14 protein-coding genes and 1 pseudogene are annotated in these 17,682 nt (G+C 65.4%); 8 read left to right on the top strand and 7 right to left on the bottom strand.

The genetic code is table 11. The annotated features are described in order from the left end of the window. The 7 genes from AX702_RS07885 to AX702_RS07915 form a co-directional block, all read left to right on the top strand. Positions 1 to 769 (top strand): GMC family oxidoreductase (locus tag AX702_RS07885; RefSeq protein ID WP_231731773.1); only part of this gene is annotated, 769 nt, incomplete at its 5' end. Between the two features lies 1 nt (position 770). After that, complete coding sequence (locus tag AX702_RS07890) at positions 771 to 1,103, top strand: Dabb family protein (RefSeq protein WP_066778301.1); 333 nt, start codon at positions 771 to 773, stop codon at positions 1,101 to 1,103. Positions 1,104 to 1,158: 55 nt separating this feature from the next. After that, positions 1,159 to 2,025 carry a hypothetical protein gene (locus tag AX702_RS07895; RefSeq protein ID WP_066778303.1) on the top strand — a complete coding sequence of 289 codons (867 nt, stop codon included), beginning with the start codon at positions 1,159 to 1,161 and terminating at the stop codon, positions 2,023 to 2,025. A gap of 16 nt (positions 2,026 to 2,041) precedes the next feature. Continuing rightward, entirely contained in the window at positions 2,042 to 3,646 is a 1,605-nt protein-coding gene (locus AX702_RS07900; protein ID WP_066778305.1) for a glycerophosphodiester phosphodiesterase family protein, read from the top strand. Between the two features lie 3 nt (positions 3,647 to 3,649). Beyond that, positions 3,650 to 4,876 carry a hypothetical protein gene (locus AX702_RS07905; RefSeq protein WP_066778306.1) on the top strand — a complete coding sequence of 409 codons (1,227 nt, stop codon included), beginning with the start codon at positions 3,650 to 3,652 and terminating at the stop codon, positions 4,874 to 4,876. A gap of 1 nt (position 4,877) precedes the next feature. Further along, positions 4,878 to 7,703 carry an amidohydrolase family protein gene (locus AX702_RS07910; RefSeq protein ID WP_066778308.1) on the top strand — a complete coding sequence of 942 codons (2,826 nt, stop codon included), beginning with the start codon at positions 4,878 to 4,880 and terminating at the stop codon, positions 7,701 to 7,703. 3 nt (positions 7,704 to 7,706) lie between these two features. Continuing rightward, the gene (locus tag AX702_RS07915; RefSeq protein WP_066778310.1) at positions 7,707 to 9,983 is read left to right on the top strand and encodes a S8 family serine peptidase; all 2,277 of its coding nucleotides are present in this window, start codon (positions 7,707 to 7,709) and stop codon (positions 9,981 to 9,983) included. Positions 9,984 to 10,854: 871 nt separating this feature from the next. On the opposite strand, the gene AX702_RS07920 is transcribed toward AX702_RS07915, so the two are convergent. The 7 genes and pseudogenes from AX702_RS07920 to asd form a co-directional block, all read right to left on the bottom strand. Next, positions 10,855 to 11,049 carry a hypothetical protein gene (locus tag AX702_RS07920; protein ID WP_231731774.1) on the bottom strand — a complete coding sequence of 65 codons (195 nt, stop codon included), beginning with the start codon at positions 11,047 to 11,049 and terminating at the stop codon, positions 10,855 to 10,857. Positions 11,050 to 11,066: 17 nt separating this feature from the next. After that, positions 11,067 to 11,465: a Pepco domain-containing protein gene (locus tag AX702_RS07925; RefSeq protein ID WP_066778314.1), complete on the bottom strand. Its 399-nt coding sequence runs from the start codon at positions 11,463 to 11,465 to the stop codon at positions 11,067 to 11,069. 10 nt (positions 11,466 to 11,475) lie between these two features. Then, positions 11,476 to 12,450, bottom strand: a complete 975-nt coding sequence (locus tag AX702_RS07930) for a hypothetical protein (RefSeq protein WP_066778316.1) — start codon at positions 12,448 to 12,450, stop codon at positions 11,476 to 11,478. Between the two features lie 280 nt (positions 12,451 to 12,730). Then, positions 12,731 to 13,228 carry a tyrosine-type recombinase/integrase gene (locus tag AX702_RS22850; RefSeq protein ID WP_231731775.1) on the bottom strand — a complete coding sequence of 166 codons (498 nt, stop codon included), beginning with the start codon at positions 13,226 to 13,228 and terminating at the stop codon, positions 12,731 to 12,733. A gap of 545 nt (positions 13,229 to 13,773) precedes the next feature. Further along, a pseudogene (locus tag AX702_RS22855) lies at positions 13,774 to 13,887 on the bottom strand (hypothetical protein); the annotation flags it as partial. A 280-nt stretch (positions 13,888 to 14,167) separates the two neighbouring features. Further along, a complete protein-coding gene (locus tag AX702_RS07940; RefSeq protein WP_066778318.1) occupies positions 14,168 to 15,427 on the bottom strand; it encodes a tyrosine-type recombinase/integrase in 1,260 nt (419 codons plus the stop codon). 300 nt (positions 15,428 to 15,727) lie between these two features. Next, positions 15,728 to 16,600: an archaetidylserine decarboxylase gene (gene asd, locus AX702_RS07945; RefSeq protein WP_231731776.1), complete on the bottom strand. Its 873-nt coding sequence runs from the start codon at positions 16,598 to 16,600 to the stop codon at positions 15,728 to 15,730. Positions 16,601 to 16,632: 32 nt separating this feature from the next. Here asd and AX702_RS07950 point away from each other — a divergent pair. Then, positions 16,633 to 17,682, top strand: a 1,050-nt coding sequence (locus tag AX702_RS07950; RefSeq protein ID WP_156455403.1) for an aminotransferase class III-fold pyridoxal phosphate-dependent enzyme, incomplete at its 3' end; no start/stop codon positions are given.

Raw genomic sequence — 17,682 nt, forward strand, 5'->3', positions numbered from 1 at the left:
CTTCTGGGGGTCGATGGATCCGACTTATCCCTTTCAGCCCAGCACGTCGCTGGGCAGCCTGCAGCTGCGCGATCTCTACGTCATCAAGGACCCGCATGCGCCGATCAGCAAGGGCGGCAAATTCTCGATCTACGATCCGATCACCATCAATCCGCCGCTCAAGGCGCTCTACCGGACGGGGATGCAGGAGGCGCCCGATCCGAAGGCCGGCCGGCTTTGGGGCAAGCATCTCCAGGACCGGCTGGTGGAGTTGCGCGAGAACGGCGGCGTTTCCTTCTCCTTCACCGGCGAGGCGATGTCGCTCTACGACAACCGGATCGAGATCGCCGACGGCAAGCAGGGCCGTCCGGAGCGACTCGACGCCTACGACCAGCCCGTCGCCCTGAGCTATTACCGCCACCATCAATATGACGTGGAGCTGAGCAAATATGCGCTCGCCCGAGTCGCCGATATCGTCGGCAATGCCGGAGGCGTGCTGCGCGTGAACCGAGCCCAGAGCATTTCGAACCCCGGCTATGGGCACAATCACGGCTCGCTGCGGGCCGGGCTCGATCGCGGTACGTCGGTGCTCGACTACCATTGTCAATCGCACCAGGTCGCGGGCCTCTACGTCGTCGATGCGGCATTCATGCCGACCGCCGGCGCAAGCAACCCGTCGCTGACGATGATCGCCAATGCCTACCGGGTCTGCGACAGCATCCCCAAGCCTGAGCCGAGAGCTGCCAAAGAGGCGGTTCCCGTCATCGAGTTCGCCCGGGTGGAGGGCTGAGATGGATCCCGCATCGGGCTTGCTCCACGTCGTCCTCTACAAACTTGCATCTGGCGCCAGCGACGAACAGCGCCAACGTATCGAACGTCGGTTCCGCGACCTGCCGAAGCAAATCGACGGGGTGTTCGACGTATGGGCGGGCGCGAACAACAGCCAGTCGCGGTTCGCCGCCGACTGGTCGTTCGGGGTGGTCATGACCCTTCGGGATCGGGAGGCGCGTGACGCTTTTCTCCAGCACGAGGCGCATCTGAGCATTTCGCGGGACGCGGCGAATGGCTTCTATGAAGATGTCACGGTCTTCGACCTCGACATCCCGCCGGAGGTGGTTGAATGAAGTTGGTAGAGCGCGCCTGCGTCCGCCTGCAAGGCGGCGGGAACGACCGCTGAAGGTGCCGCCGCTTCGCCAACATCTGCAATCCTATCTTTGCGACTGGCGCTCGGACCTCAGCACCGCCTGGGCGGAATTCTTCCAAGACGCCGAGCCCGACTTCGAGGCGATCCGGCCGGAGCTGGTCAGCGACCCCGACTATCCGGTGATCCCCGGGCGGCGCGGCCGCCTAAACCCCGGGGCCCCCGACGGCGCGCACATCTTCCGCGCCTTTGACGACATCGACCCGGGCCGGGTCGCCGTCGTCCTGATCGGACAGGATCCCTATCCGCGCGTGACGCGGGCGACCGGCCGCGCGTTTGAGGACGGCGCCCTCGAGGATTGGGACGGCGCTGTCGCCGTGAGCCTGCAGCGCCTGCTGCAGTCGGCACTGTCGCTGCGCCACAACCGGCCGGATTTCGCCCGCAGCCCGGCCGATTGGCCGCACCTTCGGGCCGCCATCCGCGATGGCTCGGTGCCGATGGAAAAGCCGGTAGACTATTTCGACCGGCTGCAGAGCGAGCATGGCGTGCTGTTCGTCAACGCCGGGCTTACGCTCACCCGCTTCGAGCCCGGCGGCGGCGAGGAGCAGAAGTGCCACATCGCGATGTGGCGCCCGTTGATGATCCGGCTGCTCCACGCCCTCGCCGCCGAAGCCGGTCAGCCGATCGTCTTCCTGCTTCTGGGCGGCTTCGCCCGCAACCTGTTCGATTCCTCGGGAGCGCAGGCGATGGCCGAGGCGCAGGGCAGATGGGGAACGGCCGTCCGCGCGGTAAGACACGGTCATCCGAATACCACCGGCCCCACCGGCTATCTCACCCGCGGCAATCCGCTGGCGAAAGCCAATGAGGCGCTGGAAGCAATGGGGGCGCCGGCGGTCGCTTGGTGATGGGTCAGGAGAAAGCATGAAGATCGTGGGTCATTCAGGGGCCAGGGCGCACGCGCCGGCGAACAGCCGGGTGGCGCTCGTCAGCGCCTATACGGCCGGTGCCGACGCCCTCCTCCTAACCGTTCGCTCCACTCTCGAGGGCGTACCGGTCCTGGCCGACCAGAACGAGCACGGGGCGATGACCGGCCAGCCGGGCCGCATCAGCGACACCAGCCTCGCGGACCTTCGGCTGCTCGACTTCGCGGCCGCCTTCCGGCCGCGCGGCGACGGCGGTGACTTCAGCTATTTCGACCCGGCAGTGCCCGGCCGGCGACTCGAACTTGAGACGTTGGAGGACATCCTCGACTGGCTGCCACGGGACGCCGCAACGATTATCCTGCTGCGCGGCCCGGACCAGGGCTCGACGGCGGCGACGGCCCGCGGCGTAATCGCCGCCTTACGCGACCGCGGCCGCCTGCGGGGCGCGATCCTCGGAGGCGATTCGGATGCGCTGCTTGCGCTTCTGGCCGACGAAGCTCCGGAAGCGCAGCGGGCACTACTGATCGAGGGCGACGGCGATCCGCCGGCCGGAGCCGATCTTGCCATCGCGCCGCTCGATCGCCTCCACTCGTCCGCCGGCTGGACGGCGCAGGCGGAGCGGCTGGAGGCGCTCGTCAGGGCCGGCACGCTAGAGCTCGGCGTCTGCGCGATTGCGCCCGGTCCGGTGGCCGCGGACCAGGCAGCAAAGCTTCGCGGCAGCGGCCGGCTATGGGGCCTGGCGGTGGATTCGCCGCTCGACCTCGAGCCGCTCCGGCGCGGCTATGATCACAGCCGCGAAAGCTTCGCGGGCGATCAGGTCGATCGCGAGCGCTTCGCGCTCGGCTATGCCAAGGCCAATCATTACGCCGTGGTGCGGTGGCATGATGGGGTCCACGTAGATATCGCGCCCTATGACGGTCCGCTCCCCGGCGGCGGCGGCGATGCAGTGACTCGGCGCCTCTCGCGCCTGGAGTGGGACCTGATCAACTTCGCCAAGGAATGGCCCTTCTACTCGGGCGGGGGCGTCGGCACGGTGCGCGGCATCGTCGACGATTTCGCGGCCGAGGTGAGCTACGAAGGCGCCGAAGTAGGCCAGGCAACCACCCTCGAAATGGCGGTGCTGAACGTCGATCCGGGCGCCCATCGCAGCTCGGTTCCCACCAGCTTCCGCCACAAGGACAGTTTCTATGATCCGCACGGCGCGCCGCCCTATGTCGGAGTCGAGCACGACGAAGATGACGGGTTCCGGATCAATTGGAACCTCGGCAGCGAATACGACAACAATCAATATGGGCGCCCGGTCGGCGACGGCCGCCGCCCCCGCAGCGCCCGGCTCCGGCTCGAACGGCGCGGCGGCTATTTCGCGGCTTATTACAAGCAGCCGTGCGACTCCGGCGGCGCGAGCCTCCCGCCCGGCGATTGGGTTTGCGTCGGCGTCACGCGCAACGAATCGCTCAATGCCACCCTCTTTTTGCGCTGCGTCGCCAAGAGGTGGCGTCAGGAGAAGGAAGGCGATCCGCGGCAGCACGAGCCGATCATCGCCAACCGCTTCACGTTCCGCGACCTTCACATCCGCTGTTTCCCCAAACCTCAGGGAGATTAACCAATGCCACAGCCCATCCAGCAGGATCCCGCGCGCAGGATCATCGAGTTCGGCCTCAGCGACGGGGATCTGAGCCCGCACGCGGTGCAGCCGACGGTCGAGATGCTGGTCGATCTCGGGCTTCCATGGCCGGCCGGCCTCGCGCCGGAGCCGCAGCCCTGGGGTCCGGGAGAAATGCCGGCGGGGGACGATCCGCTCCCGCGGGCCGATGTGCTGGTGGTGACCTGGACGGTCGCCGAGCATGAGGCGCTCGCCGACGTCCTTACCCCTGGGTTTCCGCGCAACAGCTGGGCCCGGTACACCCGCCGCTTTGCCGATCATTATGTGCCGCAGATCCGGGCGGGAGCGCCGGCGCACAAGGCCCGCCGCCTTGGCTCCTACTTCCGCACCCGCATCGACAGCCGCTCGCTGCTCTGCTTCAAGTCCGAGCTTCACCTCAACCAGGACGGAATCGCGACGGGCGAGGGGCGCGCCACCCTCCCGGTCAAGGACCTGTTCCGGCAGATGATCGAGGAAGTTCAGCCGGAGCTGGTGATAACGGTGGGAACGGCCGGAGCGACCTTCCCGCCCGAACGGGAAGTCGAGGTGGACGGCTTCCCATGCCCGCCGCACGAGCTTGGCGACGTCGTCATCACGCGCGGCGCGAAGTTCCGGCTGCAGCGGGAATTCGCTCAGGAGCGATTCGCTCATAACGGCTATCGGTGCGAAGAGTTCGAAATACCAACGCAGCGGCTAGACGCCGCCCGCGGCCTGCTCGCCCATCATGCCGCCAAGCTCGTGGAGCCTGCTTTCGGGCCGCCGCACACGAAATATGAGTGGCCGACGGACGAGCCGGTGCCGGGTTTCTCGAACCGGCCCGACTTGAAGATAGACGGACGCGACTTTCCCGAATTTCATCCGATCCTGACCACCGACTTCTTCGAGTTCGGCACGTCGACCAACGGTCTCGAGAACGAGGGCAGCGGGGTCGAGATGGGCGATGCCGTCCTCGGCATGGTCGTCGAGAAGCTGAAGGAGGAGGGGGGGCATGCGCCGCACTGGCTGGTGATCCGCAACGCCTCCGATCCGCAGATCAACGGACGGCTGCCGACGCGCGACACGCCGGGCATTCCCAAGGAGCTTCGCCGCGGCCTCGACATGCAGGCGCATTGGGCGGTCTGGTATTACGAGACCTACGGCTATTGGACGAGCGTGAACAGCGCCATTGCCGTCTGGGCGATGGTGGCCTGACATGGCGCAGGTGGCGAAGAACCTTCCGGTCGAAGTCGAACTCGCCTTCGAGGTGATGCCCTGCCAGGCGATGCGCCGAAGCTATGATTCAGGAGCCGAGCCCCACGCCTGCGGACATTTCGCGGAGTGGGGGCTTTACCACAGCTACGACTACAAAGAACAAGGCCCTCCCACCCCCCATGGCATCGTTCACGATAGCGTCTATATCGGCAAACGCCCTGTGGTGCCGGAAATGCTGAGCGGATGTCGCAAGTCGCCCATCCTTGCAGTCGGCATCAATCCCAACCTGCCTGGATGGGCAGCCTCCTCGCGCAACGCCATCCACCCCTATTTCGACGATTACCTGCAATATGCCCATTATTTCCGGTGGCGCACCACCGACAAATTGCGGATCCCGAGGGGCCGATATCAGGCGCTGCTCGGCGATCGGGACGACAATCCCGGCAGCGGCGATCCACTGATCGAGCCTGGGTCGCCGATCGAGGTGGAGCGGTCATCCGTGACCATGTACCGCGGCTATCAATCCCTTCTCGACGGTCTTGGAGAGCGGATGGGCTGGTCCGGCCACCAGCTGCAGATCGGCGAGGATTTCGCCTATGCCAACATGGTCGCCTGCGGCTCGGCGCGCTGGACGACCCGACCCGTCCAGGACATGCCGGTGATGGGCGAGGCGCGGGCGCGATCGATCGTTCGCGAGTGCTTCAGGGACAGGCGCTACTTCCTGCGTCAGATGCTGCACAGCCTGCCGCGGGTCGTGATGATCTTCAGCCAGACCACCGCCAACGCCTTCATCGCCGCCATGTCGGCGCATTTCACTAAGGGCGACCCGAGGCCGCAAGAGCCGCTCTCCGAATTGATGGAGCGCGAGGTTCGGCTGCGCTTCGGTCGCGCGGCCGATGGCGAGGAACTGGAGGCGCGGGTCGTTTTTTCCCCGCACGTCTCGGCGCGTCCGGAGGAGTTTGCGGCGGCGCGCGAGCGCCTGATCGGCCACCTCGAGGCCGAGGCGAGGGCGGGGCGGCTGGAGCTGAACCCCGAGACTGGCCATCTGCGACGGCCCCGCGGCGGGTGCCAGTTTTGCGAGAACGCACTCTACAGCATCGGCACGTGCGGCTACCGCGCGGAGCTTCGCCCGCTCGGCGATCAGTCCGGCATCCTCCCCCTGGCCGACGGCGGCGCGACCGGAGATACCGCCGCCGAGCGCGCAGCCCATCTGGGCCTCGTCGACGCCTTCACCGGCACTGGTGGGGAGCAACGCGGCGAAAGTGCCGATTCAGAGATCGTGGCGCTGGACGACGCCGCGCCGCTGGCGCGGCGGCTGGCGCTTCGGGGGCACGTGGTGCCAATGTCCGGCCCGCCGATCGCTGACGGCGCTGTCTATCTCGACAGGGGTTCGATCGTTGCTGTGCAGCCGGCGGATGCGGCCCCGCCGGCGGGTTTCGAACAGGTTCCGCTGATCGACACCGGCGGTGCCATCTATCCCGGCCTGTCCGATCTCCACAATCATCTCGCCTATAACATATTGAGCCTGTGGTGGCCGGCAGCCGCGCGCTCTAACCGCAGCCAGTGGCTCCGCGACCCGGAGTATAAGCGGCTGGTGTCGATGCCGATGGAAATAGTCGCCGGCCGGCAGGACCTGATCCGCGCTCTCGTCCGCTACGTCGAGGTGAAGCTGATGCTCGGGGGGGTGACCTCCGGCCAGGGGATGGTGAGCAAGTATCGCAACGGCCCCGCCTTCAGCGGCCTGGTGCGCAATTTCGAAAGGTCGGACGATCCCGACCTTATGTCGATCCGGCACCGGGTCCCTGACGTCCGGGACGATGACCTGCCGAAGGTGCGCAAAGCGCTCGATGCGGGAACGCCCTACTTTTTCCATCTTGCGGAAGGCACCGATGCCCGCGCGCGCGCCCAGTTTACGCTGCTCGCGAACGACGGACTGATCCGAGCGAACCTGGTCGGCGTTCATTCCCTCGGCCTCCAGGCGCAGGATCTGAATGCACTGGGGGCGGGCGGCGCAAGCGTCGTCTGGTCGCCGTTCAGCAACAGCGCGCTCTACGGCCGCACGCTTCGAGTCCAGGAACTGCTCGGCTCCGGCGTCCGCTTCGCGCTGGGCAGCGACTGGACTCCGTCGGGCAGCCGCAACCTGCTAGAGGAAATGAAGATCGCCCGGCTGACGGCGGAGGCGGAAGGGGCCGATCTCGGCGCCGAGCAGCTCGCGCGGGCGGTGACGCGCGAGGCGGCGGACATCGCCGGGTGGGGACATCGGCTGGGGCGGCTGGCGGCGGACTATTATGCCGACCTGATCGTCGTCGAGCGAACGAGCGACGACCCTTATGAGAACCTGCTCAACGCCACCGAGCGGGAGATCCGCCTAGTCGTCATCGCCGGACACCCTAGGCATGGCGAGCGCGACCTCATGGAGGCTTGCGGAGTCGCGGCGGCAAAGCTCGAGGCGATCACCGTCGGCGGGCGCGAAAAGGCGCTGAACCTCGAACATCCTTCCTCGCCGCTCAACAATATCAGCTTCGCCGACGCAGGCGACGCGCTCCGCCGGGCGCTCGCCGACCTGCCGGGCGCGCGCGACACCACTTTCTTCGAGCCCTTCGCCGCCGGTCCGGAGCTGGAGATAGAGCTGGACATGCAAAGCCCGGAGCCGGAGCCCGGGGAGATCGAGCCCCTTGCCGAGGTGACGCTCCCCGACTCGGTGCCGTTCGACGAGCCGACGGTGGTCGATGACCAGGGATACTGGGAGGTGCTCGATTCCATTCCGCATCTGCCGGCATTCCTGAAAGGGTCGGACGGTCTTCGCCGCTATTATCGGGAAGGATAGACGATGAAGCGAATTTCGGTCCTCGTGCTCGACGAGCAAGAGCGCCTCCGGGCGCGGGCGTTGCTTCACGAAGCCGAGGATCTGACCGATTTTGGTTCCTATATCTGGGCGCGTCTCTCGGAGGCGGCGATGGAGCGGCTCCGTTCGCAGACCGATCTTGTGTTCAACGAGGAGCCCGAGCCCCATTCTCCTGAAGGCACGGATGAGGCGGCTGCGATCGAGGCGCTCTTGAGCCTTGCCGGACCTGCTCGGCTCGAGAGCAGCGGGAGGTTCGTTCACCAGGCTTTGACGATCTACGGTCCTCTCGACGAAGCGAAGCACCGTTGGTTGGAGAGTGCGGGCGTGACCGTTCTGCGCAAGCTCGGCGCCTCCTCCTATCTGGTCGAGCTCGACGATGAGGGGGTCGCGGAGCTGCGCGAGCGCAGCGAGTGGTGGGACGTCCACGACTATGGAGCAGCGGCGACGCTCGATGCTCCCGTGCCGGAGCCGAGGCTGAAGCGCGTCGACGCCCGGCATGAAGGCGCGGAATACGGGGAAGATGCCGGAGAGGAAGGCAAGGCAGCCGCTCCGTCGGCTGTGGCGGATGAGGAACGCCTGTACGACGCGAGCTGCCACCGCGACGACTGGCTTCCAGCACTCGAAATCTTCCTCCGGGAAGATGGACGTGCACAGGCGGTGCAACGCGGCGAGGATCGGGTACGCTTCTCCGTCATGGCGGACAGCGAGGCGGAGCGCAGCCTGCTTCTGGCGCTCGGCAGCATGCAGGAGGTAGCGCTCCTAGAGCGGTTCATCCCGCCCGAGCCATTGCTCTGCTATGCCGTTGCCGCCTTGACTGGCAAGACGCAGCCGCCGCTGCCCGCCCTTCGCTGGCAGGGCGAGGGCGAAACGATCGGCATCGCCGATTCGGGGATCGATGCCGTTCATCCGGACTTCGCCGGGCGGCTTCAGGTGGTGGTGCGCACGCCGCCGCTGTCGGCACGCGATCCGTTCGCCCACGGGACCCATGTCGCCTCGATAGCGGCCGGTGACGGTGCGGCCAGCGGCGGTCTGCTCGCCGGTATGGCGCCGAAGGCGCGGCTCTATTTTCAAAGCATCGCCGACGAGAACGGCAAGTTTCAGGTTGGTGTGGGGATCGGGCCGCTGATCCGCGAGGCCTATGAGGCGGGTGCTCGAATCCAGAACTACTCTTGGGGGTCGAGCACCGACGGGCGATACACGCTGGACGCTTCGGCACTTGACCGGTTCGTCTACGAACATCCCGACCTGCTTGTCGTACTCGCGGCAGGCAATTGGGGCGCCCAGGGCGACGAGGATGACGGTATCGGTCGCAACCGCTTCTACTCGCTCGGATCGCCGGCGGCGGCGAAGAATTGCCTCACCGTCGGCGCCACCTGCTCCCCCCGCCCCGACGGCCCCTATGCCGGTCAGAAGTGGCGCGAGTATGACGGTGCGCGTCCGCCGCAGCGTAAGAAGATGGCCGACCTTCCGCTCACCGGGGATCCGGGGGTCGTCGCCGCCCTGTCCAGCCGCGGCCCGTCGCGGGACGATCGGGTGAAGCCGGACATCCTTGCGCCAGGCGTCGGGATTGCCGCGGCGCTGAGCGCCGACAGCGGCGCTCCGCGGCATCCCTGCCCCGAACATCCGCGCTATCATTTCATGTCCGGCACGAGCATGGCCGCGCCGCTGGTCGCGGGAGCGGCAGCGCTGGTGCGCGAGTATCTAGTCAAGGAGAGGCAGCATCGTCCCTCGGCCGCGCTGCTGAAGGCGATACTGATCAACGGAGCCCGTTGGCTGCCGGGAAACGTGTGGGAGGACGATCAGATCGGCTGCCCCAATTTCCACCAGGGCTTTGGGCGGCTCGCCCTCGACTTGGCGATGCCGCTGGAGGAGCAGGCCGACTTCGAGCTGCGCTTCGCCGACGTGTCGAACGATGCACCTGAAGCGCTTCGTGCAGGGGTCTCCGGAGCGGACGTATGGCGCAAGCGGATCTCGGTGCCATTACAGGGCCCCCTGTCGGTCACCCTCGCATGGACGGATCCCCCCGGCACGGGCGTCCAGCATCAGCTCGACCTGTTGGTGGTTTCTCCGTCGGGAGCCCGTCATGCAGGCAATGCGGGTTTGCGCAAATTGGGCTATCAAACCTCAGACCGGAACAACAACGTCGAGCAGGTGAGGATAAGCGACGCCGAAGCGGGGGAGTGGCTCATCAACGTGGTCGCATTCGACACTCTCGGTAAACAGGGGTTCGCTCTTGCCGCTACCCTCCCGACGCCGCAGTGAGCGTGTCGACACACCAGGAGCAGTCGCGGATGCAGGAACACGGTCACGTGAACGTGCTGATTGAAGTGAACGAGACCTCCTTCAGTGGATGGAGAGGGGATGGATCCGCAGCAAGATGTTATAGGTTTACGTTCAGGCCTTCGCGGGCATAGGACAGGCGCCTCCTATCGCATCGATATACCGGCTTGCTGCACGGTAAATGCCGCAGCGTCTAACCAATCGCCCCGGAAACAGCGGCCATACTCGTTTCTGCCCACCGCAACGAAGATCTCACTACCCACTGGCACGTCAACCGTAGGAGGCGACGAGCCCATGATGATGAGAACATCCGACTGCCGAAGCGACGAGCACCACCGTCCAGACCAACTCGTAGCCCGTGGAACCCGGTACAAGCACCTTAAGCACTTGATGAGTGCCTTCCGGGCTTGTGGCATCGGGCAACCGCTTAACGCGACCTTAGAAGTCGGCATTCTCGGCGAGATACTCAGCGGCCCATTCCGGGTCGCCAAGCCGTTGCTCATCGACAGCACAGAGCGCGTTGGCTGAAACCGGCATCATCAACGAGAGGGGGAGCAGCAACATCCTTATCACGGCCTGTTCTTCTACTTTTCAATTTGACAGCGACACCGCTCCAGCCAGCATACCAGCGGCAGTTCACGGGAACTGGCGCAGCGCCGTCGAATGGCCGGGACGAGGCGCGTAGCTGCCGCCAAGTTGGTTATGAACGAGCGTCCGCTTTCAACGAGCGGCTCAAAGGTGCTGAATGACCGATTGTGGGTCTGTCCGGCCACGCGGTTGCCGGCAGCTTCCGACCAACTCAAGCCGTACAGCGAATAGGCCGAGGACGACAGCTTATGCCGAAACCTGCCGTTCATTCGATCTTGTGCGCGAACATGTCCAGCATGGTTATCGTCGTCCCCGCAACCCGCCTATAGGAGAGGCATGTCTTTCCGGCACGTTGATCCACGACCATGAACAGGCGGTCGAGCCCGCAGGTTTGCAGCGGGATTGTGCCCGCTGCCAACGCCTGCTGATAGAGAGGCAGCGCGTTGCCCGGATCAGGCATCGCCGCCGCCATCGGCTTCAGTTTGCCAGCGGCACGGGAGCCGCGAGCGCAGGGGCCTCGGGCGCGGCCCCACCCTTGCGGGTGAGCTTGAATTTGATGCTCGCCTCCGCGCCCGCCTCGGCAATGAACAACAGCTCGCCCTTGGCGCTCAGGGTCAGGCCGACCTCGATCTCCTCGATCGACCATTCGTTCGAGCGGGCGGCAACGGTCGAACTCAATTTCATGAGCGTGTCGACGGTGCGAGTCCATTGCTCCTGGACCTGCCCGGCACCGACCTTGGCGACCCGGCCGAGACCCGGCACCCAATCTCGCATCGAATGATGCTCGACCGATGGATCGGTCGGCAGCGGCACGGCCGTGTCGCCTTCGGGCACAAAGATCGAGATCTCGAATTCATCCTGCTTGGCCTCAGTCATGGGTGCTTCTCTATAGGTAGGGAAGAACATCGAGGGCGAGGATCGCCTGCTCGAAATTCTGGGCGAGGCCGCGAAAGCCGGTCGGCGCGCTTGGCGCCTTCATCAAACCGCGATAGAGGCCGACAGCATCGCCGTTCGCGACGCGAATGAGCGCGCCAGAATCTCCCTTGGTGACTGGTTGGTCGAGGCAGAGAGTGACGCCGATCTCGCGCGTGTTGAGAACTCCGCAATTGTTCTGCACATCGACGACGGTGCGGGAGACAGAACCAGACTGACAGTCGAGGATGACCGGCAGTCCCATCGACGCAAAGCTCAGGACCGGAAGAGGCGTCGGCTTCTGGCCCGGTGCCGGTGTCAAAACGAAGGCGGCATCGACCGGCTGGAAGTAGGATCGACCGAGCGAGGCGGTGTTGCCCGACGCCATCGGCACGGCCCGGCCGGGGCGGTTGCCGTTGACCGCATGGCCGGCGGTAAGCACGCCCCAGAGCGATGTCGTCCTGCACTGTGCCCAGCAGGCGCTGGTCGCGCCGCTGGGATGCGCGACATGATGCTCGATCTCGGTCTGCCGGATCGCGAAGGGGAAGGTCACACCGCCGAGGCGCGGAAAGCTGAGCCTGTCGATGATCGTAAATTCCGGCCCATCCCACTGGGGAACGTCGATGGTGAACCCGATCCCGGCCTCTTCTCGGTCCTTATCAAAAAGGCCGAAGGAAACCTGCTTCATATTAAAGTCTGTCCCGACCGGCGTGAACCACGGCCCGTCCCCCCAGATGCGGGCATAGAAACGCTCGGATCGATAGCGACCGAGGCCCAGCTCGGAGAAGATCGCGTAGGTCCAGAAGGTCGACCGCGCGATCAGTCCGCGATCATCGCCGAGGAAGTCACCCCAGCGCTCGACCTCATCGATGACATCGCCGGGGACCAGCTCCATCGGTGGATTCTCGCGCGGCAGGTATTCGCGCAGATAGGCGTCGGAATATTCCATACTATCGTCCCCCATCCCGTCGCATCATTGGGTCGCGACCGCCATCGCGCTGAGAATACCGGATGGTCTTTGAAGTGCCGCGATTTGCGCGCAAATCGTCTCCGGATCGGGCGGATAACGCGCAGCTATTATGTCGTTGAAGGCATCGCCTCGTCAAGAATGCGGTGCCCCTAAGCCCGCTGTGCGGTTCCGGCGTTGGCTCGCGGCGAGAGCCGTCATTTAAGTGGCTGGCCTGGAACGACAGCTTTGTCCCAACCCCAGCCATTGCGAGCCACTCCAATTAGAGCATCGAACCTTTAATCGGATGCATAGCCAGCGGCCTTGAGGAGAATGGCCTGGACGGCCGTTCTTGGTCGTCGTGCCGCTCGCCGTGGCGCAGCCCAATCGCTTCTGCGAGAGAGCCGGAGATGCGCTGCGCCGCGTCCGCGATCACGTCATCGGAAAGGTGGGCGTACTTCGCCGTCGTCTCGGGCAGCAGATGACCAAGCAGCTTACCGATCGTCGCCAGTGGCAAGTTGTCCATGATGGCGGTCGAGGCGAAGCTGTGCCGCAGATCGTGGATGCGCAGGTCCGGCATAGAGCAGCTCCGCCGGAGCCGTGTCCACCAAAAGTCCAGCTTGAGCGGACAGGTACGCTTCGGGTTTGGGAACACGAACGCGCAATCTTCGTACCGGGGTACTGCATCCAGGATGGCGAGCGCCTGACTATTAGCCAGATCGTCTTCGGACCCGTCTTGCTGTCGGGTAGCGCCAGATGCGGCGGGCGGCCCCACTCCCATTGTAGGTCGCGGATCTCGCCGACACGCGCGCCGGTGTAGAGCAGCAGGAAAATGATCGCGACTTCAGCAGGAGAGCTTGCCTCCGCCTCACGTAGCGCGCCTGAAAGGCGCCGGTACTCCAGCGGCGTGAGGTAACGCTCCTTCGGCTCGCGGCGATAGCGGGAAAGGCCGCGGCATGGGTTCGACCCCTTGCGTCTCAGGTGTAGGGCTTCGGCATACTTGAGCAGGCTGGCGAGCACGGGAACTGCCCGGTTGAACTTTGCTTCTGCATCGCCAGCGCAATCGTCGCGCCACCTGACCACGTCTGCGGGCATGATGTCGGCGACCCGCATCTCACAAAAGGCTGGGGCGAGGACCTTGCGCCACGCATCCCGGTTCCGCTTGGTTGTGGACGGCTTCCAGTAGCCGGAGATGTCGGTCCAGCACGTCTCGACATAGTCGTTCATCGACGGCGTGGCCTTCACCACCGCTCGCTTCGGTAGGCCATCAAGCGCTACCTCGGCGAGCAGGCGCCGCGCCTGATTGCGCGCCAGCACGGCATCCACGTCCTCGACCCGGCCGAGGGGTGCCCGCCGCTGCTTGCCCCGGTGCCGGACGCGGACGGTCCAGAAGGCGCTGCCGGTCGGGCGGATGCGTAGATCAAAACCGGGCAGTTCGATGTCCCAGACCGTATCCTAGCTGGCGCGGACGGGATGTTTTCGCCGGGCGAAATTACCATCGAGATTGACCCGGCGCCTGGGCTTGTGCCGGCTGGAAAGCATATAGCCATCATCCGCCTCCGGAACTGCGCAGTAAAGAACTGAATCGGGCCAGTTTTCGGGGAGCAGATAGCCATCAGAAGGCCTCGGACTCTCGGGCGGATTCAACAGTGCTACCGTTGATATTACTGGACTTTTCTTTATAACTGCACCCTAGGGTGCGTAGGGTGAGCGCTTCCGGCTAAGCTTCGGACACACCTTTACTGCTACAGGCTAGGAACTGTCCCCAACCCTCTAGAAGCGCGCGGCGCATGTCGATGAAGGTGGTACGCTTGTAAGCCGCAATGACCTTGTCCGACACGGTATGGGCAAGCGCGGCCTCGGCAACCGGATCGGGTATGCCTGGCATGTTTTCGGCCGCCCAATCACGAAATGAGCTACGAAAACCATGCGCGTCGTAGGGCCGCTTGGCTGCTCGCAGTACTTTGTTCATCGTCATGTCCGACATGATCATGCCCGCTTTCCCAGGGAAAATCAGATCATCGGATTTGGGTTCGTGATTACCCTTGACCTGTTGCAATAGCGTAATCGCGGCGGCGTTGAGCGTTAAGGTATGTGGGGGAGCGCCAAAACCTTTCATCAACTCAGCCGGCCGGTTCCAATTGCGCTTTGTGAAGTCGATTTGGCCCCAGCGCGCCGCACGCACCTCGCCGGGCCGCGCAGCGGTGAAGATTTGGAGGAGCAAAGCCTGCCGCCCGCTCGTCGCAACGTCAGCCTGCAACTCGGCGACGAATGCAGGCACATCAGCATAGGGCATAGCGCGATAATTGCCGCCCTTCGGCTGTCTCGGCAGGCCCGCGCTCACCGATTTGCTCGGCGCCTCCATAGGGCGCCACCCTTTACTATGAGCGAAGTTCAGCACCTTGCCGATCCGCTGGCGCACCTTCCTCGCCATGTCTGGTTTGGTTGTCCAGATCGGAGCGAGTGCGGCAGTTATGTCGGCGGCTGTGATCTTATCGACGCCCTGATTGCCTAGCGCCTTGAACGCATGATTTTCGAGCGACTTGATGAACACCTCACCGCCGCGGGCGCTCAGGCCACCCTTCAAAACCTTATGGGCCTCCTGTGCCGCTACCCGAAAGGTGGGAACAGACCGACGCTCCTTGTCGCGCTCGGCGACGGGATCAAGGCCGGCCTTCGCCGCCGCACGAAGCAGGGCCGCCTTTTCGCGCGCCTCGCCAAGCGTGAGCATCTTCCGGTGCAGCAAGGGAATTGAAATCGTAGCCGAGGTGTCGGTGAGGGAATTCTTTCGAGCCTCAATGAAACTGCCGAGCCCGATGTCGCGGCGCTTGCCGTCCACCTGAACGCGGAGCAGCCACGACTTGGCACCACCCTCGTCCAGCTTGCCCGGCTTTGGCTTGACGAGCAGATACAGACCCTTGCCGTCAGCATGCCGGCCCGGCTTAGCGTTCTTAACGTACACGGCTGTCAGCTTTGTCAAATCAACACCCCAATCGTTCCCTCATTGTAGGTCGGAACGCGCCGAACGTCAACGCACAAGCGCGGACGGAGAATTGCTAATTAAACAACAAGATCAGACGTATATCGGCTCATTGCGGCCAGCGGCGAGCAAGGGCGCACCAGCACTTCGAGTCCTCTTCTGGGCACCATTTTCTTCCCATAGCCGCGACAGCGTCGCGGCGGGTTGATGCGGCTCACCGCGCCCTTCCGAAAATCACTACCGGAACGCGCGGCAGCGCGCCGCCCTCGGTCGCGGACGCGCACTCGGCAACGCCCCGCCTCACCCGAGCCGCGCCAGCGCCTCGCCTGCGCGGATCGCCTGACCTTCCGACAGACCCGGCGCCAGCGGCACGCCAGCGGGCAGAAAGACGATGATCGTCGATCCGTGCTCGAACCAGCCCATCTCCTCGCCCTTCGCCAGCGGCGCCGCGCAGCGGACGCGCGCCGGGCCGAGATCGCGCACGGTCCGTACCGTGTCGAGAAAGGTGAGACGGATGCTCGCGACCAGGATCGCTGCCACCGGCACCAGCAGCAGCGGCGTGCCGTTTGCCAACCGCGCTTCGATCACCGCGCGCTCGTTTCGGCAGAACAGCCGCTCGACGCGCTTCAAGGCGATCGGATTCACGTTCCAGCAGTCACCCGACAGATATGTGACTCCCTCCACCACCAGATCGTGCGGCGCGTGGAAGCGGTGATACATGCCCGCCGTCAGCCTCAGCGTCACGAAACTGCCGTCGCGATACCGTTCGGCCAGCACCGGATCGGGCACCAGATCGGCAAGCCGATAGGGGAAGCCCTTCACCTGATGCACCCGACCCGCCACCACGCGGCCATGCGCGCCGACGATCGCGTCGCAGGGGCTGGCGATGACATCGGGGTCGGGGTCGAACAGCCGCGCGCCGGGGCGAAGCGCGCGGGTGAAGCCGTCGCGCAGGGTGGCAAAGCGCGTCGTTGCCGCATCCGACAGATCCACCTGCCCGAACCATCGCCACAAGGCGATCGCCGGCGCGCGCACCACCGGGTGCCGCACGCGCGCGATTCGCCCGACGACGCGCGTCGCCAGGCGTCGCGGCAGCCGGTTGGTGAGCAGGAAGTTCACGTCTTCCTGCATCAGGACGCGCATCAGGCCGCGCGGGCCGGATGTTCCTGTCACGGCCGTGTCACCGCAATAAGCTCACAGGGGGCATGGCTTCGTTTCTCCTGTCGATTGCCGCGGCCGGTGCCGGCCTTGCCGCTGCTACCAAGGGCCGCGAGCGGCTCCGCCTGTCGCGCGCCAAGCATCCCGGTCTCGCCGGCCATGTCCGCCTGGCCAAGCGCATCGCCGGCCAGATCCCGTTTTACGGTTATGCCGCTGATCGCTTCTATCGCGCCGACGACGCGCCGGCCGATGTGGCCGAGCGGCGCCGCGCCGCATTTGATCGGCTCGCGACGGCGTGGAACGAGCGCTTCGCCCGCACCATCGCGCTGACGAAGGAAACGCGCGAGGGCCTGTCCGACCTCAAGTTCACCGGCCGCTACCGTGTGCCGTTCCAGTTCAGCGAGCACGTCCGCCAGGCGCTGCCCACGGGCGCATTCCTGGCGCGCTCGGAAGGGCCATTGCTCCATGATCTCGACGGCAATCGCCTGATCGACCTGAGCGGCTCCTATGGCGTCAACCTGCTCGGTTATGACGCCTATAAGGACATGATCCGCGAGGGCGCGGCCGCCGTCGAGGCGCTGGGCCCGGTGCTCGGCCATTATCATCCGCTCGTCGCCGACAATGTCCGCCGCCTGCGCGCGCTGACGGGGATGGACGAAGTGTCGTTCCACATGTCCGGCACGGAAGCGGTGATGCAGGCGGTTCGCCTCGCGCGCTATCACACCGGGCGCCGGCGCATCGTGCGGTTCGCCGGCGCTTATCACGGCTGGTGGGGCGACGTGCAGCCGGGGATCGGCAACCCGGTCCCGGCAGACGGCACGCTGACGCTGGCGGAAATGTCGGAGCGGACGCTGGACGTGCTCCGCCGCCGGCGGGACATCGCCTGCGTGCTGGTCAATCCGCTCCAGGCGATGCACCCGAACGGCGCGGCGCCGGGCGATTCGCAGCTGGTGGACAGCGCCGGCCGTCGCGCGAGCTTCGATCGCGATGCCTATGCGGACTGGCTCACGCGCCTCGCCGACACCTGCCGCGCGGCGGGAACCGTGCTCATCTTCGACGAGGTATTCGTCGGCTTCCGCCTCGCACCCGGCGGGGCG

The sequence above is a fragment of the Sphingomonas sp. CCH5-D11 genome (assembly GCF_001557395.1).
In the GTDB taxonomy this organism is placed as follows: Bacteria; Pseudomonadota; Alphaproteobacteria; order Sphingomonadales; family Sphingomonadaceae; genus Sphingomonas.